Source organism: Porifericola rhodea (assembly GCF_030506305.1).
In the GTDB taxonomy this organism is placed as follows: domain Bacteria; phylum Bacteroidota; class Bacteroidia; order Cytophagales; family Cyclobacteriaceae; genus Catalinimonas; species Catalinimonas rhodea.
The window spans coordinates 2,448,721-2,467,347 of sequence record NZ_CP119421.1 but is presented as its reverse complement, the minus strand read 5'-3'; the positions used below and the strand labels follow the sequence as shown (position 1 = coordinate 2,467,347).

Below are 18,627 nucleotides of genomic sequence, written 5' to 3'. Positions count from 1 at the left end.
TTGGTAGGCCTGGCCTTCTCTCTGGGCTTAATATGTGCCTGTCTGCAACATTACCAGCGTGCAGCCCGACACCACTTCAACACCTTGGCCTTCAGCCTTTTGTATAAAATATTTATTCTCTGTACCAGGGTTAAAGATGATACGTCTGGGAGACAGGCTCAACAAATAATCTATCCACTCTGCCTGATGCTGAGGGCCGATGTATAAAGTTAGCGTATCTATATCCGTAATTACTGGTTTTTCTCTTAAATCCATGATTTCTTCACCCGCCACATTTCCTTTTTTTATACTGAGTGGAATAAAGTCGTGCCCGTGGCGGCTAAGCATATGTGCTGCCTGGTAGGCATAGCGTGAGGGATTAGGACTTGCGCCTATTACTACTGTTTTTTTACTGTTTGCCATAAAAAATATTCTTACTGTGTATAACAACAAGTTTACTACACCTTAAGTGCATTGGAAGGTAAAAAGTTAGAATACATAACCTATGGTTGCTCCCAGATAGATGGGAAATATAACTTTGGTCTGGCTGATATCTTCCATTAACTCGTCAAACTTAGCGTTATTATGGTAATCTTTCTGAAAAAAACGATAGCCGATACCCAGCCCCATAGAAAGATCAAAGGTCAGGCTATGAGAGCGTTTTTCTTTAGTAAGGCGCGTATTAATCGCTTCTGCGTCTTTCATCAGGCGGGTACCTAGTAGCAGGGTATAAGACAACTTTTGTTCTTTGGCAATAAGCTCTTCGCTAAGATCAGTAGTGCTTCCGTTTTCTACATTGGACAGGTGAGACAGATAATCAAAACCTACCCGATGGCCAAAATACCATAAACCCGAATGTGTGTCGGGATGATAAAATTTCTGCTTAAGCCCCACAAAGCCTCCTCTTTGGTAGAGTGTTCCGGCTTCCAGTTTTTTGTCAGAATAGAAAAAAGGGTTTCGCTCCACACCAATTTCTAGCTCATAACCCATACGCTCTTGCATATAGTACTCTACACTAACAGGAAGTTTGTGCTGTACCAGGCTAAGTGGATTAATGCCTACAATCATTACTCTTAGCTCATTTATGCGCGAACTAAAATAGCGTAAGCCTTTCTTACGATACAGGTAGTCGGGATTAAGCGCAGTGCCTCTGGCACTTTTTTCTTCTTCTTTTTCGGCTCTTCGTAATGCCCGGAATACGGGTTTGTTGTCTTCGTAAATACTTTCGTAGTAACCGGCTAACTCGCCTCCGGGTTTGTACAGCTCCCATACCCCGGTACGCTCACCGCCTTCTATGGTGCCCTTCATTTTTAGGCTGCCATTACGGTAGTAGCCAATGTAGGTTCCTTTACTGTTTACAAAAACACACTCGCCTTCCAAAGTACCATCTTCATAAAAATACTGCCACTTTCCCTGGTTCAGACCATTTTTAATGAAACCTTTTACTTTAGGCTCGCCACTTTCGTAGAACTCGCGGTAGGTACCCTCTCCCTCATTAAATATGGCTTCGCCTTTAAAGTCTCCATCGCTATGGTAAAGCTTCCAGTAGCCTTCTTTTACACCACCTTTTTCGGCGCCTTCTGCGCTTATTTTTCCACTTTCGTAGTAATAAGTCCATTTACCAACCGTGGAGCCATCTAAAAAATCTCCTACTGAGGATAGTTTAGCGTTTTCATGATAAAACTTCCAGGGACCATTACGCATACCATTTTTATATCTGCCTTCGGAGCGAATATTTCCGTTTTCGTAATAAGATACCCAGGTGCCGGTGTTAACTTCTCTTACCTTAGTGCCTTCCAGCTTTAAAGCACCACTGGCATAGTACTCGATATATTGTACACTGTCTTTACCCGGCTGGTAGATTTCTTCTGAGCGTAGTGCCCCTTCTTCATAATAATTTTTCCACTTACCAGATTTTTGCCCATCTACAAAAGTACCTTCACTTTTTAAGTGACCATTTTCATAAAAAAACTGCCAGAGCCCCTGACGTGTACTGTCGTAGATGGCTCCCTTCATATGAGGGTGGCCATTTTCGTAAAAGTATTCCCAAATACCATGGTTTACATTGTTTTTGAGCGTACCGCGCATTTTAGGATGACCATTTTCGTAGAAATACTCCCAAAAACCACTCGCTACATTCTGCTCATAATTACCTTTTATACGGATGGCACCATGTGTAAAGTAAGCGGTATAGGGTCCGTCCAAAACACTGGGCTGCTCGCTATCTACAGTAAAGCGTTCTTTGAGCACAGTCTTTTCACTGTCATAGTACAGCGAAATTTCGCGCTGTGCTATGGCTTGCTGTAGTAAAAGCACTACTGCCAGTAAACTTAAGTAGACTGTTTTGCTCACCTGCTATATTCAAATAAAACGACCTAGAAAAGAAACGCTTAAATTGGCTAAAAAATTGAAAATCAGGAAGAAAAAAGCTGGGGATATAATACACCTTAGTATTAATCCGTATTTTCCTGTAAGCCTGAATTACTTGTACCTTTAGTGCATTCTGTCCGAACGAACTTCCATCCGGCTGATAATATCAGCTTCTATTTCCAGAAGCTCTGCCCAGCGCTCCTTTACTACTTCTTCTGGCATATACTCTTTCGCCAGTTTGATGAATGTCACATAATGCCCTGCCTCTGAAGCCATTAGCTCATAATAGAACTGCTTAAGCTCTTCGTCCCTCAGGTTTTTCCATAAAATTTTAAAGCGCTCACAGCTACGGGCTTCTATCAGCGCATTGATCAGTAGCTTATCCATAAGCTGGCGCTCTATTTTGTCGCCTTTACGCTCATGCTTGGAAAGCTCTACTACATAGGCATCTGTTCGTTTTTTACCCAGCTTATAGCCTCTTTTCCGCAGCTGATCTATTACACGGCTAAAGTGTTCCCACTCTTCCGCTACTATAGGTGTTAATATTTCTACTAACTTATCACGATCAGGAAACTGAATAATTAGGGAGATGCAAGAAGAAGCCGCCTTTTGTTCGCAGTAGGCATGGTCTACCAATACTTCTTCCAGATTTTCGTCTACCAGGCTTACCCAACGCGGATCGGTGGGCAGTTGCAATTTCAGGATGGTTTGCTTGGGCTCTATCATGCTATCAAATGTCTAATAAGGGCCGAAAGATACTATCTTATGTATGGCTTTAACAAGCGTAATAAGGCAAAAGTGCGCTAATCAAAGAACATCCATTTGATCCCTAAATCTAATACACGAGGCTGCCCCACATAATAGGGCGTAGTAAAATAGCCATTCTCTACCATACCCTGATTTACGTAAGGCATCTTAACATAAACGATAGCCGTGCGTACTTTCAAATTCAAGAAGGCATCTACCACTACATAACCAATTTCAGTGGGCATGGGCGCTTCAAAGTTGTCTAACAGTTGGTTGTTTGTTCCGTAAATCTGCTGTTGGGTAAAAAACTGCTGGGTTGCTACATCATAATCATACGATAGGTAGGATGGTGTAAGCTGAAAGTCTAACCCTAGCTGCAGGGTTACTTTGTCATCTATAAGTTTACTCTGATAATAGAGGCTACCGTAGGTGTAGATAGAAGGGATGGCAAATGCTTCGCTGGCTTTTCCGGTAGTGAGGGTATAAATTGCCTCTCCTTTAAAGTGCATCTTCTTTAAAAAATCAAAAGAAAACTCAAGTCCGGGCGAAAGTATCTGTGCCGCTCCATCTGCCTGCACCGGTACAGCCTGCCGACTTGAATCTGCTTCTACGGATGTAGCACGCTGATAATATATCGGCTTGTTGACATTAGTAAGGGTAATAAAAGGCCTAAGGTAGATAAATGGAAACTGGTACTCTATAGAGCCTTTGATCTGATCCATACCCATAGGCTCAAAATCATTCTCCCATCTGCTATGGTTTCCCTGGTAACGCAACGACATATATGATGGCAGATTACGAGAGCGTATATAACTTCCCTTAAGGATGGGGTTGGTAAAAGCCGCCTCTACCCGGTAGTTTTGAGTAGAACGATAATCGGCTCCACTTTGCAAAGAGGTGTTCTCGCCTAAGTCTAAGCGCAGGTCAAAGCCCCCGTACAGTTCCAGGTCAGCAGTATCCGGAGCAAATACATAATCAATACTGGGGCGGCGCATCCGATAATGCACACTATAAAAAAGGGCTGCCAGCTTACCTTTTAGCCCAAGTTCAGTATCCCACTCGTCATAGTAAATTCTGTCAGCGGTAAAAGTAGAATCTCTGAGGATAGTCGTAAAATAATAGTCAGGATCTATTCCGCTACTGGGCTCATACAACCAAAACACATTCTGGTGTTTGCGGTCCATCTCATGGTAGAGTTGTAATTGCTCGTTAAGAGCATATTCATGATAAATGTGGTAGTTGAAGCGATACTCCTGATTGACAAAATCGCGAAGGTAGATTTCAGAATTGTTGTAGCGAAAATATTCTTCTAGCAGGTTTTCGTCAAAAGGATTACCTACTACTCCTCCCGTTTCGTCAATTTTGTGGTTGAGCCTGCCAAAGTGAGCCATCAGGCGATAACGCTCATTCTGAGATTTGTAAAATGTATAGAACTCCAGGTAGTAAGACTCTGAACGGCGATCGCCTCTGGAGGCACGTGCTGTCTGCTTATCTGCCGTAATAGTACGAATAGCGGCACCCAGGCTCCAGTTGGGTGTGATATTACGGGCAAAATCCACATCTACCACATTTCGGTTGTCCCCTCCGAAAGTAAGGTAGAGCTGAGAAAAAGGAGAAAGGGTATTGTAGTACTTCACCTCTTCTGGCGTGGTTACGTAATCGTCATAAGCAGTAAGGCCAGAAGTAGCTCCACTTATGGTAGGCACTATCGGAAAAATAGGTCTACTGGCAGTACCTAAAGTACCCAGATACTGGCGCTTGCTACCGGCGCTCTCCACACGATCGTAGCGGTGGGCAAACTGTATGAGTGTATCTACCGTATCGTACGCAATTCTATTATATTTAAAAGCGTCTTTGTAGATATAGGTAGTAGTGTTAGGACCATATTGTACAGAATCTTCGCTCTCCTTGCGCTCGTCGGTTTCTCCGGGAATTACCACTCGCTGGGCATGTACAAAATCATGAAGCATCAGGCTGATGCCAAGAAAAAGGATAAAGTGGACAAGCTTTTTATTCAAAACAGTATGATTATGCTTTTTCTATTGATCGTATGGACTCACTAATATATTGCTGAAAGCTATTCTGCTGGCTTAAAAAAGCTAAGCGTATAGGCAGGTAAAAAAGTGGCAGCTCCTTCCACAGCTTTGCTTCCTCTTCCCCAACCAGCTTAACCATATCTTTTTCTGTTGTAAGCAGGCTTTTTATCGCTTTGGCTTCCATTACTTTTTGCAGCTTCTTTTTATCTGAATCGGTATAACGATGATGATCTCCCCATCTTATATGTTCTTTTACACTAAATTGTTGGCGTACATACTCATCAAAGGAGTCTGCATTGGCAAGGCCTGAAAAAAGTAGTAGTGGCTCCTGCAAACCATCCGTACCAAAAACAGCCTCAGGCTGCTGATAATCTATGGAAGAAAAAAATACTGCTACATTTTTACCACTATAAGCCTGCACCTTTTCAGCTATATTTTTTTGCTCATTCTCTTCTAAGTGCTTTGGACATTTGGTTACCACTACCACATCTGCTCTCTGCGCTCCCTTACGGCTTTCTCTCAACAGGCCCAAAGGTAATACATGATCCTGATAAAAAGGTCGCTGATAAGTAGTAAGCAAAATTTGCAGGTCGGGTTTAACAGCACGGTGCTGAAAAGCATCGTCCAATAGAATAATTTTGACTTCAGGGTGATGGTGTAAAATTTCTGGAATAGCCAAAGCTCTCTCCTCTCCTACAGCTACCACTACACGGTGTCCTTCTGTTTCGCGAGTAAACTTTCTGTAAAACTGATAGGGTTCGTCCCCCAGCGTTTCTGCATTGTCGGCTTCACTGGCAATGCGGATGCCCTGCGTTTTACGGCGGTAGCCTCTGCTTAGCACTGCCAGTGGGTAATCTTTACGTAGCATGCGTACCAGACATTCAATCATAGGTGACTTGCCGGTACCTCCAACACTTAGATTGCCAACACTGATAATCAAAGGTTCAAAAGAAAGGGAACGCGAGTAACCGATATCATACAAATGATTGCGTAGAGAGGTGGCTGCCCAGTACAATCCGGCCAGTGGTGCCAGACTCCATCGTAAGGGAGTTAGCAAGCTTCTCGTTCCGCTGTTGTTTCTTTGCGACAAATTCTCTATATCTTTTGCAAAAATTATTGCGAAATAACGTAAAACAAAGCTCCTATCAAACACTTATAAAGCTATGACCAAGATAAAAGAAGTAATAGCCCATCTGGAAGGTATAGCACCCCGCGCCTACCAGGAGAGCTATGATAACTCAGGGCTCATCTGCGGTAACCAAAATGAAGAGGTAAAAGCTATACTTGTAAGCCTGGATACTACGGAAGATGTAGTAGAAGAAGCTATTGCGCAAGGATGCAATATGATTATATCTCACCACCCCATAGTTTTCAGAGGGTTAAAAAGCCTCACCGGGCGCAATTATATTGAGCGTACTGTCATTAAAGCCATAAAAAATGACGTAGCTATCTATGCCATTCATACCAATCTGGACAATGTAAAGCAAGGGGTAAATCGTAAGATCTGTGATAAAATTGGCTTACAGAATCCGCACATTTTATTGCCCAAAACTCAAATCCTTAACAAACTCACTGTTTATGTACCTCATGCCCAAAGCGAAGAGTTACTACAGGCACTGAGCAATGCCGGAGCAGGCAACATTGGTAATTACACCAATTGTAGTTTTCAGATGGAGGGCACTGGTACTTTTCAGCCTAATGAAGAGGCAAACCCCAGCATAGGCGAACCAGGCAAGCTAGAGAAGGTAGATGAAAAACGGATAGAGGTGATTTTTCCTGCGCCCATAGCTGGGCAGGTGCTTGCTGCTATGCGTAAAGCTCACCCTTACGAAGAGGTAGCTTATTATCTGCATAGGCTGGAGAACAATAACCAGGATGTAGGCTCCGGTATGATTGGTACCTTAGCCCAACCTATGTCAGGCAAAACATTTCTGGCGCATTTAAAAGAAAGTATGGCGCTGAACTGTATCCGCTACACCCAGGCACCAGCACGCGACATCAAAAAAGTAGCGGTGTGTGGAGGTGCCGGAAGTTTTCTTCTGCCTTATGCAATCCGCCAGCAAGCCGATGCTTTTGTAACCGCGGACTACAAATATCATGAGTTTTTTGATGCCGAAGAAAAGCTAATGATCGCAGATATAGGGCATTATGAAAGTGAAGTTTACACAAAAGAGCTGATAATGGAATTATTGTCCCGGAAATTTGTTAATTTCGCAGTTCATTTGGCTAAGACCAATACAAACCCAATATTTTACTACAAGTAATATGGAAAGTTCAACAGCACAACAAAAGACGGTAGCTGATAAGCTAGATACCCTCCTCAAATTGCAAGGCATTGACCTAGAGCTGGACGATATCAAGAAGATTCGTGGAGCTTTGCCGGAAGAGGTAAGTGACCTGGAAGATGAGATTGCCGGATACCAGACTCGTCTTGATAAATTTGAGAACGATGTGGAGAATATGGAGCAGGAGATAGAAGGGAACCGTGCCGCCATAAAGAAAGCTGAAGAGCTCATCAAGAAATACGGAGAGCAGCAGATGAACGTTCGTAACAACCGTGAGTACGACGCCATCACTAAAGAAATAGAACTACAGAATCTGGAAATTCAAATTTCAGAAAAGCGCATTAAAGAGGGGTATGCTAAGATTGAAGCCAAGAAAGAAGAGATCAATACTACCAAAGACCTGATAGACCACCGCACCAAAGATCTGGAAAGCAAGCGTCAGGAGTTGGAGAAGATTGTAGAAGAAAGCCAGGAGGATGAAGACAAACTAGGCAAAGAACGCGAGCGTGTAGTAAACGAAATTATAGAAATAGACGAAAAACTTTATCGCTACTACGAAAAGCTGCGCAATAGCCTTACCAATGGCCTTGCTGTAGTAAAGGTGAAAAAAGGTGCTGCTGAAGGTTGTAACATTATCATTCCTCCTCAGCGTCTGGTAGAGATCAAAGAGAAAAAACGTATTATTTTTGATGAGTACTCTGGCCGTATACTCGCTGATGTAGAGGAAGAAGAGATAGAAGAAGAACCTAAAGGCAGAAGAGGCAAAAGAAAATAATTGCCCTCAGCAATACTAAAAAACGTCTGGGTAGTAGCTATTAGTTACTACCCTTTTTTTGTCCGTTTACGAACATTTTTGCCCGTTACCGAACATTTTTATTATCCGTAAACCCGATTTAGCTGTTGCTTTGCTACCTTAGCCATCTGGCACATCTATTGGTAAGGTGGGCTTGATACTTGCTAACTGATCTACCAATATTCTGACTGGCCCCCACAATGTTTACTCAACAGCCATCGCTTGCCTTAGCATTTTTGTTAGAACATTTTCGTATAGGAGCATTCCTTTTTGCTTCATATAGCAAATTCCGACCTAAGGCCTACTATGCGGCTACAGAAGAACAGGAAAGCCAATACCTGCTTAACCTTAAGGAGGAGGATGAAGACAAGTTTATGGAGTACCTCTTTCGTACCTACTATGCTCCTCTATGCAAAACGGTCTATAACATCACGCATGACACTGAAGCGGCAGAAGACATCGTACAGGATGTGTTTTTGAAAGTATGGCGCCGTAGAGATCAGCTGGACCTAAGCCAGTCTATTAAGTCTTACCTCTTCCGCTCTTCGGTAAACACGGCACTGAATTACCTGGAAAAAAGTCGTAGAAATACTGCTATGGAAGAAAGCGACCACGACGATATTCGCTTCAGCTGCAATAGCACAGAGGAGACTCTTCGCCAGCAGGAGGTAAGTCAAAGAATTAGCCAGGCAGTGGATGCCCTACCTCCTAAGTGCCGTACTGTTTTTGCCCTCAGCCGTTATGAGGAATTAAGCTATGCCGAAATTTCGGAGCAGCTGGATATTTCAATTAAAGCAGTAGAAAAGCATATGAGCAAGGCGCTCAAACTAATGCGTAACTATTTGCAAAGTTTTATTAACCATTCTGCATAAATTTTTAATAACCGAGGTAGGGTAAACTTAAGCTCGCCTGTATTAATGATAGTTGGATAGATTTATGGGACAAGCTCAAAATGATATCTGGTCACTGGTAGCAAAGTATCTAAGTGATGACCTCAGCCCCGGGGAGGAGCAAAAGCTTAAGACCTGGCGAAAGAGCCACCCTGATAATGAAGCCTCTTTTGAGCAGATACAACGTATGTGGGACGAAGCGCCCCGCCCAGCCGATGACTATCAACCGGAGGTAGACAAAGGCTGGCAGCGTTTCAAGTTTCGCATGGAAAGCGAGCGGGATCACTACGTTAAGTCTTCGGCAAAAGGCAATCATCTGAAGCCCCTGGCTCGTCAGCGGAAATTTAGCTACTCAAGCTGGGCAGCTGTGGCCGCTTCGGTAGCCATACTGCTAAGCCTGGGGGTTTGGTGGTGGGGTTCCGCAGAAGATACAGATATGCTTACCATTAGCACAGGCAAAGACGAAAGCCGCATGCTCTGGCTTCCTGATAGTAGCCAGGTATGGTTAAACGAAAACACTGAAGTGCGCTATGCTGCAAATTTTGATGTAAATCACAGGGTAATTTATATGAGTGGAGAAGCCTTTTTTGATGTAAAGGAAGCAGAAGGACGGCGCTTTACCATCTTTAGTGAAGGTGCTAAAACTGAAGTGATTGGTACTTCTTTTAATGTGTATGCTTACCCCGATGAACCGGTAAAGGTGCAGGTAGTAAGTGGCAAAGTAGCTTTTTCTCCGGCAGCAGAAGACAATGCCATCTTTCTGGAGCCTGGCTATGAAGCAGTAATGTCTGCAGAAAGCCATACGATAGAAAAGAAGGAGCCTATTGAAGACCTTAACTTTAGAGCCTGGCAAAATCAGCATATTCAGTTTCAGAATACCAGCCTGAAAGAAGTGATCCGCACCTTACAAGAGGTGTATCATACAGATATTGAATTGACAAATCCCGATCTGGCCAACTGCCGTTATTCAGCAACTTTTGAGGGAGAGAACCTAGAAGATATACTCTACGTGCTTTCCATCACCGTAAACCTGTCTTTTGAAAAGCAGGGGGAGCAGCAATACCTCCTTACGGGTAAAGGTTGCCAATAAGTGTAAATAATAAACCAACAAACACGATGAAATTGGCTACGATCATTTATACGGCCTGGCTTTGCCTCGCTGCCTACACCTCTCCGGTACAGCTGGACCTACTCAACCGAAGGGTTAGCCTTAGCTACCATAATGCCACTATTGTAGAGGTGCTACAAGGTATTCAGGAAGAGTATGACATACGTTTCTCTTATCTAAACAATGAAATTCCAGATAGCATTGAGGTAAGCATAAACTTACAAAACCAGCCCCTCTACCTTGCTCTTGACAAGCTGCTGGAAGAAACTCAAATCTCCTATCAGGTAGTAAGTGGACAGGTAATTCTGAAAAACAATCCTCAAAAAGCCAGGAAACAGGTACGCCTGCCCCAAACGCAGGAAAAAACCACAGCTCCTTCACCTAAAGCTGCTCCTAAACTACCATCTGAAAGTAGCAGGACAAAGGACATAGAGAAAGATACCATACAGGCAGAGAGCGAAAAAACAGCTACTGCCTCTATCAATAAGGCTACACCGCCCATTACGCTCCCAGAGGAAAACAATATAGAAGAAACACCTTCTTCTACCCCCTTAAGCATAGAAGAAGAGAAAGTAGAAAAACTACCTGACACCCAAAATAAACGCCATACTATACCGACTAATAAGAAAGAAGACACCAATGTGCTAGGTGAAAAACTTAAGAAAGTTGGTGTAGGGCTCAGAAATCTGTTTCAGAAAATACCAGGAGAAGATGAAGATGATTATGAAAGAAAAAGCTTTCACCTGGGGCTCATTTATCCACTAAGTACCAATGGTGCCAGTGCGGGTAAGTACGTAAATGAGTTATCTCTACATCTATTGGTTGGCTATGCCGCCGGGCTAGACGGGGTAGAGTTTTCGGGTTTTGGCAATATTGAGAATGACTTTATGAATGGCGCTCAATTTGGCGGTTTTTTTAATGTAGTAAAGAACGACGTAGACGGAGCGCAGTTTGCCGGTTTCCTGAACGTAAACGGAGGAAATATGAAAGGTGCACAATTGTCGGGTTTCCTTAATACGGCGGCCAGTGAAGTTGAGGGTGTGCAAAGTTCGGGGTTTATGAATATGGCCACTGGCAAAACTAAAGGAGCACAACTCGCTGGTTTTATGAATGTTATTACTGATGATGCTAATGCTTTTCAGGGGGCTGGCTTTGCCAATTTTGTTTCTGGAGATCTGGAAGGTGGACAAGGCTCAGGCTTTATCAATTATAGCCATGATGTAAACGTACAGCTTGCAGGCTTTATGAATATTGCCAGCGGAGATGTTAATGGGCTTCAGGCCTCAGTTTTTATGAACTTTGCCCGAAACCTTAAAGGACTTCAGCTGGGTGTATTTAATGTGGCAGACAGCGTGGATGGATTGCCTATTGGTTTTTTAAGTATAGTCCGTAAAAATGGCTACCGTAAGTTGGAGATCTGGAGTAGTGAAAGTATGCATGCCAATGCCGGTTTTAAAATAGGTGTTGAGAAGTTTTACAACATCTTTGCGATTACTTCTCAATTTGCAGCAGACGATTTTCGTTGGGGTTTTGGCTATGGTGCAGGTACTCAGTTTAGCTTAGCTTCCAGAGATTTTCTCAATATTGAGCTGCTTAGCTTTCAGATACAGGAAGGAGAAGACCAGATATTTGAGGAAACACAACTTAACCTGCTGAACACTTTTAAAATTGGATATACTCATCAGTTTTCAGAACACTTTGGCATTGCCGTAGCGCCTACTTTTAACGTAATGGTCTCTCAGAGAGAAAACTTTTCAGATGGTAGCATCGGCTCAGACTTGGCTCTCTGGACAACCTTTGACAGAACTTATAATAATAAAACCAACGTAAAGATGTGGCCTGGCTTTCATGTCGGCTTAAGATTCTAATAGTTAAATCAATCTTTTTCCCCACTTCAACTTTTTTATAATGAAAAGATATACTGCTGTCCGAAATTACTTGCTAATGATTAACATGAGCTACGCTCGCGGTTGGGATGAGTCCATCAAGCTTTTTGATGAATTTGAAAAACAGGGGCTAAAACAAAAAAAATCTTTGATACAAACGCATAAGCTCACTGCCTAATTTGTAACAAGTCAGAAGTCTCTTCAGCTTCTGACTTTTTTATGCCAGGCACGCTATTTTTTAAAACTCGTCTACTTACAGTTAGTTAAGCATACATGAATACATTTGCTAATAAAGTAGCCATTGTCACCGGAGCCGGACAAGGCATAGGAAAAGCTATTGCTCAGGCATTTTCTCACCACGAAGTACATGTTATCATCGCGGAAAAAGATGAAGAAGCAGGACTGGAAACTCAAAAATGGATTACCGATAAGGGAGGAAAAGCTACTTATATTTCCTGTGATGTAGCTCAGGAATCATCTATTCAGCATATGATCCAAGAGGTCGCAAACCAGCAGGAAAGAATAGATTTTCTAATCAACAATGCCGGACTTTCCCGCTTCAAACCTATGGAGGAGCTGAGTGTAGAAGAATTTGACACCATATTATCCACTAATCTTCGTAGTGTATTTGTTTGTAGTAAATACGCCTCCACTTATCTGAAACAAAGTGGTAGTGGAGTCATTGTAAATATAGCATCTACCCGTGCCCTTATGTCAGAACCCGATTCAGAGGCTTATGCAGCCAGTAAGGGAGGTATTGTAGCCATTACCCATGCTTTAGCCAATAGTCTGGCTCCTTATGTAAGGGTAAATGCTATCAGTCCGGGATGGATAGAGGTAAGAGACTGGAAAAAAGCTTCGGAGAGAGAGGAAGTTACTCATCGACAGGTTGATAAAGAGCAGCATCTAGTTGGGCGGGTAGGTACTCCCGAAGATATAGGTAGAGCGGCAGTCTTTTTGTGCTCAGGAGAATCTACTTTTATCAGTGGACAAAATCTGGTAATAGATGGTGGAATGACCGTAAAAATGATCTACGAACATTAGTTTGATAACTTTTTTAGGCTTTTCCAGTTCTGTTTTCAGTTAATTGACAATTTTTTAATCTATTCCATATATGACAAATTATATAATTATTTCACATTTTAAGAATGAGGAGGAACAGGAGTCGTTTGAGCAAAAAATCAAATCCGCATTTCCCCGATATCATGAAGAGAATAATGATGAAATCAGATACCTGGCTCTATCGTCTAAAAATCAGGCTGGGGTAGAAGATAAAATTAAAGAAATATTAAACCAATACGGTGTATCTAATGACGAGTATGTGGCTCTCTATTATAGCCGTCCGGAGAACCCTGATGAAATACAGCGTGTCATGTTGCTTGGACACGATTACCTGATTGAGTTAGATATTCAAAATATTAAGCCGGAAGATCATGTAGATACGCTGAGCCGCTTGCTCAACCATGAGTTTTTTGAAGAAAAATAGCTTCATCCACTAGCTATAATTTAAGCTCGTCTTTATAGACGGGCTTTTTTTATGTGCAATGTCACACTTATCTTACAATAGTACTAAAGCACCCCCTAAATACGCTCAACTTGGCAAAGCCTAATTTTAGTGGTCGTTCCTTCATTGTAAAGCATATTAACAGATATAGCAACACGCACTATATCTTGAAAAAATTATATACCTTCTTTTTAATTTAACTTTTTGCGGTATACTTATCATTTTCTGTGAATTCATTACAGCATAAAAAGCTATCATCCTTAAGCCCATTAGTTTTTTTGGCTGAGGAGGTACAGAAATTGAATTAGCATGCTTGTTCACGCAAAGCAATCAATAAGTTATTAACAGAAAAGTAAACATAGAATGAGCAAGGAATACAAAACCACGGAGTTTAGTCTGCACCTTTCACGATCCAAAATGCGCCGCTATTTGGAGAATAAACTGTCGGCTCGTGAAGAGCAGGAAGTAGAAGTTCACCTAAAGCACTGTGTACAGTGCTCTACTACTATAGTAGCCTATGTAGAGAGCGAGGAGCAGGAAGCTTATAAAGCGCATATGGCTAAACTGAAAGGAAAGCTCATGAGCAGCGTAAAGCCCAAGAAGCGTAGCTTTACTACCGGCCGTATTAAAGTAATAAGAGCGGCTGCCGCAGTTACTGCCCTTTTTGTATTCTCTTTTGTAGCTCTTAATGCTATGGTAGAAAAGGATTTTAGCCTGATTTCTCAAACAGAAAAAACTGACAGCGAACTCCCAAAGCTAAAACCCAAAGCCAAGACAAACACAAAAGCAAGTACGTCGCTCCCTACAGAGAAAAAGACAGATAAAAAAGAAGAAGTTCAAGCTGCTCCAGCTCAAAAAAGTAAAAAAGAGACCCATAAAACTGTCAAAAAAGAACAGCCTAAGCCCACACAGACTAAAGTGGCAAAAGCTGAAACTTCTAAACCTAAAGCGGCTACTCCTAAACCAGAGCAAAAGGTTAAAGAAGAAGTAAAGGTGAAAGAAAACAAATCTCAACTTGCAGGGGCAGATACCAAGAAAGAAGAAAGCAGCAATGCAGAAGAAGCGAAGACAGAAGAGGTAGAAAAAATTTCTGAGGAAAAGACTACTGAAGTAGCAGAAAATACTCCTCAGCCTTTGCAAAAGATTGAAAAGTTAGAGTCTGCTTCTGAACCAGAAGTAAGCCCTGAAGCTTTCAATATTCAGACTATTCCGAATAATGGTGTTGGTCAGCTTAACCAACGTTAGTATAGCTCAAACCTACAAGAAAGGGGCCTGACGGCCCCTTATTTTTTTGCTCTAATATTTCTAATATTAAATTTATCCTCCGTAATGCATACCCGCTTCCCACTCTACAAGTGGTACAGCACCAGCATCACGAGTTCCTGCATTCACTACCTCTCCCACAAAAATACTGTGGTCGCCTATAGTTACCTCCTCTCGTATTTCACATTCTATAAAGGCTGGCACATCATCCAAAATAGGAGATCCTGTTTTCCCATCGGTAAAAGAAAAGCCATTAAGCTTATTATCTTCCACTGTGCTATCTTTTGCAAAAGAAGATAGCATATCCTTATGGTCTTTACCTACAATGTTTATAGCGAATTTTCGGCTTTTCTCTATCGTTTCGTGTAGATCTGACTGTTTTTTTACTGCAACTGTTACCAACGGCGGCTCAAAAGAACCCTGGCTCACCCAACTTATTGTACCTGCGGCTACAAAATCCTTATCGCGCGTAGACATTTCTTCACTATCTTTGCGAGAGGTTACTATATAATATCCGTAAGTAATTTTTTTAAGTGCCTGAGATACTTCATTATTTTTATTTATCTCTCTATCCATGTCTATATCTATTTATTAGTTCAAAAAATCTCTTTAACTAATCAACTAACAGATACATGTGTTGTTCAGATAAATAAAGTGTGCTGCACTATAAAAACCCTCCCTGCAAACTTTCAAATAACCAGGATACAATCTCCCAGGTACCCCAGAGTATCAGTACAATTACTCCCAAGATTAATAATCCTGCTACAATCATCATACCTGTACCCCTACCCTGGTAACGACCTTCGTAGTAGTGCCGCTTCATTATCCTGATATTTCGCTCATTGGCTTTGTAGGCAAAATCGAAGATACTTCCCACGATGGGTATACTACCTATAATGGCATCCAGCAGTACATTGCCCACCATCATAATGATAGCCTTTCGGCTGGCACCATGTCTGTACATATGCAAAATAAGCACGCCTGAAATAAGCATACTTGTAGCATCGCCTATACCTGGAATCAGACCTAATATAGGGTCTAGTCCAAAACGAAAGTTAGTGCCTGGCAGCTTAAAACGGCTGTCCAGCAAATGGGTAAGACTATCTACCCAGCTCAGGTCTGGGGCTTCCTTAGTACCGGAAGTATTGGTATATCCTGCATGTTGCATAGTTAAAAAAATTAGTATGTGTCAAACGTTACAAATAACACTTTGCTGCTAAGCATAACACAATTAGCAGCAAAGAAGTTATTTGCAGGTTATTCATTCATTCTAAAAACATGTCTCCTACTTCCTTCCAGTTGTTTACCCTGCGAAAACGCGTTTCATGCACATTATGAGGAGAAGTAAATATAACTGGCTCACCAGAGAAGGTAAGCAGGTTTTTAGGATGATCATCTATCAGATAGTCAGCCTGTATAATGCTTTTGTCGCCACAGAATACAAAATTCTTCCAGTGAAGAAATGGAAAGTGCTCCTGTAACCAATTGTACTTGTGCCAAAGCGAGTCTGGAAATTCCATAGCGGCAGTAACAATAAATATTTCATATCGTTCGTGCATCGCCTTTACAACCTCCTGGCTGTCGGGCATTACTTCCAGATCTTTAAAAAAATCTTTGTCAAAGAGGTACTCCCTTACTACATGAGAATGCTCCGGTCTAATAGCCTGCTCAAGCAATTTTCCGTGTAATTTGTCCGGGTCTACCGGCTCGTATTCTTTTTCGTACAAGCGGACAAGCTTACCTAGTGCATCCGCCATCACTTCGTCCATGTCAATGGCTACTCTTTTTTTTGTCATGCCTTTAAAAAAATTTGATAGTAAGCTACAAAGATGAAAAGTCTCAAAAGTTTTTCCAGTCTTAGGCTCACTTTAATGAAAGCTTATAGTTGTGCTTTGGCAGCATTAGGGTTAGGCTGAGGAATCTTTCCGCCTACCTCTTCTACCCAATGATGTAGTTCATCTTTCATGCTGGCTAATCTATCTGGGTGCTCTTCTGCCAGATTATGTTCTTCTCCTATATCTTTTGCCAGATTGTACAGCTCATAGCGATTGCCTTCGTACCAATGAATCAGCTTCCAGTCTCCTTTGCGCATAGCAGAGCCAGGCGAACCTCCCTGGTTACCGTAATGAGGGTAGTGCCAGAAAATAGCATCGTGTACGCTTTCAGTTGAGCCTTTGAGAGTACTCACAAAACTTTTACCGTCTTTATGCTGATCTGGCTGTAGTTCAATACCTGCGATTTCCAACATGGTAGGATAAAAATCGGTACTGGTAAGAGGTACTTGGCTCTCACTCCCTTCTTGAGTTACCGAAGGCCAACGAACAATCATAGGCTCTCGTATTCCTCCTTCGTAAAGCCAGCCTTTACCAGCACGTAGTGGCAGGTTTGTGGTTGGGTGCCCCTCTGAAGTGGATAGACCACCATTATCTGACATGAAAATAACCACAGTATTGTGAGCTACACCAGATTGCTCAAGCTGAGCTAACACCTTACCCACAGCCTGATCCATCGCTTCAACCATGCCTGCGTATACGGCATGGCTTTGCACCAAACGGTGTTTACGATCACCCTCCTCTCCCCACTTATCTTGCAAGCCTAAACTATCCCTTTTTGCTTCGTATTTTGCTTTAAGATCCTCTCTGGCCATTAATGGTGTATGTACCGAATAAAAAGAAAGATATGCCAGAAACGAAGAGTCTTTATGTTGCTCGATAAAACTTGCTGTTTCTGCGGCCAGGCGATCCGGCAAATGCTCTCCTTCAGGGCCATTTGTCATTTTTGGGTTATCGTAAGGTGAGAAATAGCGATTACCAGTGTATGGCCCACCTCTATGATAGCCACCAATATTTACATCAAACCCCTGAGCTTCAGGATAATATTTTTCTTCGTCTCCCAAATGCCATTTGCCCGCAAAAAAAGTAGCATATCCTGCTTCTTTAAACGCTTCTGCCAGTGTTTTTTCTTCGGGCTTCATATGTTCCAGATATGGAGCGGGAAGGAGGGGCTTATCTTTAGTCCAGTGCTTATCTACATTATCGGGCTGTGGTGCGCCAAACCAGTCTGTGGCTTCCATACGAGCAGGATACTTCCCCGTCATAATACTGGCGCGAGTTGGCGAACATACAGGACAGGCGGCATATGCATTGGTAAATTTCATGCCACTGGCTGCCAACGCATCTATGTTAGGAGTCTCGTAAAAGTTACTGCCAAAGCTACTTAAATCTGTCCAGCCCAGATCGTCTACCAGAATAAACACAAAATTAGGGGGCTCAGAGGTTGTTTCTTTGCTCCTCTCCGTACAGCTGAGTAAAAGCGAAATTGGTAGGGCTGCTATTAATACCCAAAGCGGGAGTTTCTTCATAAATACAGTAGTATAGGTTGTAAAAATAGTATTGAGCTTAAGTTTTGAAGTTAACAAAAAATATTATTCCAAAACTTTTAGAGCCTACTTTGAGCATTTACGCCTTAATTTGAGCTTTTAAACTTCGGATAAATTGTGTTTGGGTATTATATAATCTTTGCTTCGCTGTACCATAAGCAATACAAACATTCTAAATTTCCGAATTAGTTAATCCTTGATGATAATACTCACACCTTAGATAGTATGGTTAACAGCCAAGCCCATGCATTTTACGCGGTAAATAAAAAATAACACTTTTAAAATAACATGCTTGGGGGTAACAAATTTCCTCACTTTCAACTACTTTAAATAGATTTATATACTTAAGTATATACTTCCTTAAAATTGTCCAACTCACTGATATTA

At 42.1% G+C, this 18,627-nt stretch carries 18 protein-coding genes; 9 read left to right on the top strand and 9 right to left on the bottom strand.

Going from position 1 to position 18,627, the window contains the following annotated elements:
* Positions 1 to 27: 27 nt before the first annotated feature.
* The 5 genes from PZB74_RS10170 to lpxK all read right to left on the bottom strand — a co-directional run bounded on the left by PZB74_RS10170 (position 28) and on the right by lpxK (position 6,222).
* A complete protein-coding gene (locus PZB74_RS10170) occupies positions 28 to 402 on the bottom strand; it encodes a CoA-binding protein (protein ID WP_302242493.1) in 375 nt (124 codons plus the stop codon).
* A 66-nt stretch (positions 403 to 468) separates the two neighbouring features.
* Positions 469 to 2,331 (bottom strand): toxin-antitoxin system YwqK family antitoxin, encoded by a 1,863-nt coding sequence (locus PZB74_RS10165; RefSeq protein WP_302242492.1) that lies wholly within the window; start codon positions 2,329 to 2,331, stop codon positions 469 to 471.
* Positions 2,332 to 2,472: 141 nt separating this feature from the next.
* Complete coding sequence (locus PZB74_RS10160; protein WP_302242491.1) at positions 2,473 to 3,075, bottom strand: MiaE family protein; 603 nt, start codon at positions 3,073 to 3,075, stop codon at positions 2,473 to 2,475.
* Positions 3,076 to 3,152: 77 nt separating this feature from the next.
* Positions 3,153 to 5,114, bottom strand: coding sequence for a putative porin (locus PZB74_RS10155; RefSeq protein WP_302242490.1), 1,962 nt, complete (start codon positions 5,112 to 5,114; stop codon positions 3,153 to 3,155).
* A 10-nt stretch (positions 5,115 to 5,124) separates the two neighbouring features.
* On the bottom strand, positions 5,125 to 6,222 hold the full coding sequence (lpxK, locus tag PZB74_RS10150) for a tetraacyldisaccharide 4'-kinase (RefSeq protein ID WP_302242489.1): 1,098 nt from the start codon (positions 6,220 to 6,222) through the stop codon (positions 5,125 to 5,127).
* A gap of 73 nt (positions 6,223 to 6,295) precedes the next feature.
* Here lpxK and PZB74_RS10145 point away from each other — a divergent pair, with 73 nt between their 5' ends.
* The 9 genes from PZB74_RS10145 to PZB74_RS10105 all read left to right on the top strand — a co-directional run bounded on the left by PZB74_RS10145 (position 6,296) and on the right by PZB74_RS10105 (position 14,843).
* On the top strand, positions 6,296 to 7,396 hold the full coding sequence (locus tag PZB74_RS10145) for a Nif3-like dinuclear metal center hexameric protein (RefSeq protein ID WP_302242488.1): 1,101 nt from the start codon (positions 6,296 to 6,298) through the stop codon (positions 7,394 to 7,396).
* A 1-nt stretch (position 7,397) separates the two neighbouring features.
* Positions 7,398 to 8,192: a zinc ribbon domain-containing protein gene (locus PZB74_RS10140; RefSeq protein ID WP_302242487.1), complete on the top strand. Its 795-nt coding sequence runs from the start codon at positions 7,398 to 7,400 to the stop codon at positions 8,190 to 8,192.
* A gap of 218 nt (positions 8,193 to 8,410) precedes the next feature.
* On the top strand, positions 8,411 to 9,082 hold the full coding sequence (locus PZB74_RS10135; protein ID WP_302242486.1) for an RNA polymerase sigma-70 factor: 672 nt from the start codon (positions 8,411 to 8,413) through the stop codon (positions 9,080 to 9,082).
* Positions 9,083 to 9,146: 64 nt separating this feature from the next.
* Positions 9,147 to 10,190: a FecR family protein gene (locus PZB74_RS10130; protein ID WP_302242485.1), complete on the top strand. Its 1,044-nt coding sequence runs from the start codon at positions 9,147 to 9,149 to the stop codon at positions 10,188 to 10,190.
* Between the two features lie 26 nt (positions 10,191 to 10,216).
* On the top strand, positions 10,217 to 12,076 hold the full coding sequence (locus PZB74_RS10125; RefSeq protein ID WP_302242484.1) for an STN domain-containing protein: 1,860 nt from the start codon (positions 10,217 to 10,219) through the stop codon (positions 12,074 to 12,076).
* 40 nt (positions 12,077 to 12,116) lie between these two features.
* On the top strand, positions 12,117 to 12,272 hold the full coding sequence (locus PZB74_RS10120) for a hypothetical protein (RefSeq protein ID WP_302242482.1): 156 nt from the start codon (positions 12,117 to 12,119) through the stop codon (positions 12,270 to 12,272).
* A 95-nt stretch (positions 12,273 to 12,367) separates the two neighbouring features.
* Complete coding sequence (locus PZB74_RS10115; RefSeq protein WP_302242481.1) at positions 12,368 to 13,138, top strand: glucose 1-dehydrogenase; 771 nt, start codon at positions 12,368 to 12,370, stop codon at positions 13,136 to 13,138.
* Positions 13,139 to 13,208: 70 nt separating this feature from the next.
* Entirely contained in the window at positions 13,209 to 13,580 is a 372-nt protein-coding gene (locus PZB74_RS10110) for a hypothetical protein (protein WP_302242480.1), read from the top strand.
* A 381-nt stretch (positions 13,581 to 13,961) separates the two neighbouring features.
* Positions 13,962 to 14,843, top strand: a complete 882-nt coding sequence (locus PZB74_RS10105) for a zf-HC2 domain-containing protein (protein ID WP_302242479.1) — start codon at positions 13,962 to 13,964, stop codon at positions 14,841 to 14,843.
* A gap of 72 nt (positions 14,844 to 14,915) precedes the next feature.
* Here the strand turns inward: PZB74_RS10105 and PZB74_RS10100 are convergent, their stop codons facing one another.
* From PZB74_RS10100 to PZB74_RS10085, 4 genes are all read right to left on the bottom strand, one after another.
* Positions 14,916 to 15,437: a flavin reductase family protein gene (locus PZB74_RS10100; RefSeq protein WP_302242478.1), complete on the bottom strand. Its 522-nt coding sequence runs from the start codon at positions 15,435 to 15,437 to the stop codon at positions 14,916 to 14,918.
* Positions 15,438 to 15,525: 88 nt separating this feature from the next.
* Positions 15,526 to 16,029, bottom strand: a complete 504-nt coding sequence (locus tag PZB74_RS10095; RefSeq protein WP_302242477.1) for a DUF4112 domain-containing protein — start codon at positions 16,027 to 16,029, stop codon at positions 15,526 to 15,528.
* A gap of 97 nt (positions 16,030 to 16,126) precedes the next feature.
* The gene (locus PZB74_RS10090) at positions 16,127 to 16,657 is read right to left on the bottom strand and encodes a 5' nucleotidase, NT5C type (protein WP_302242476.1); all 531 of its coding nucleotides are present in this window, start codon (positions 16,655 to 16,657) and stop codon (positions 16,127 to 16,129) included.
* Between the two features lie 83 nt (positions 16,658 to 16,740).
* Entirely contained in the window at positions 16,741 to 18,222 is a 1,482-nt protein-coding gene (locus PZB74_RS10085; RefSeq protein WP_302242475.1) for a sulfatase, read from the bottom strand.
* Positions 18,223 to 18,627 lie beyond the last annotated feature (405 nt).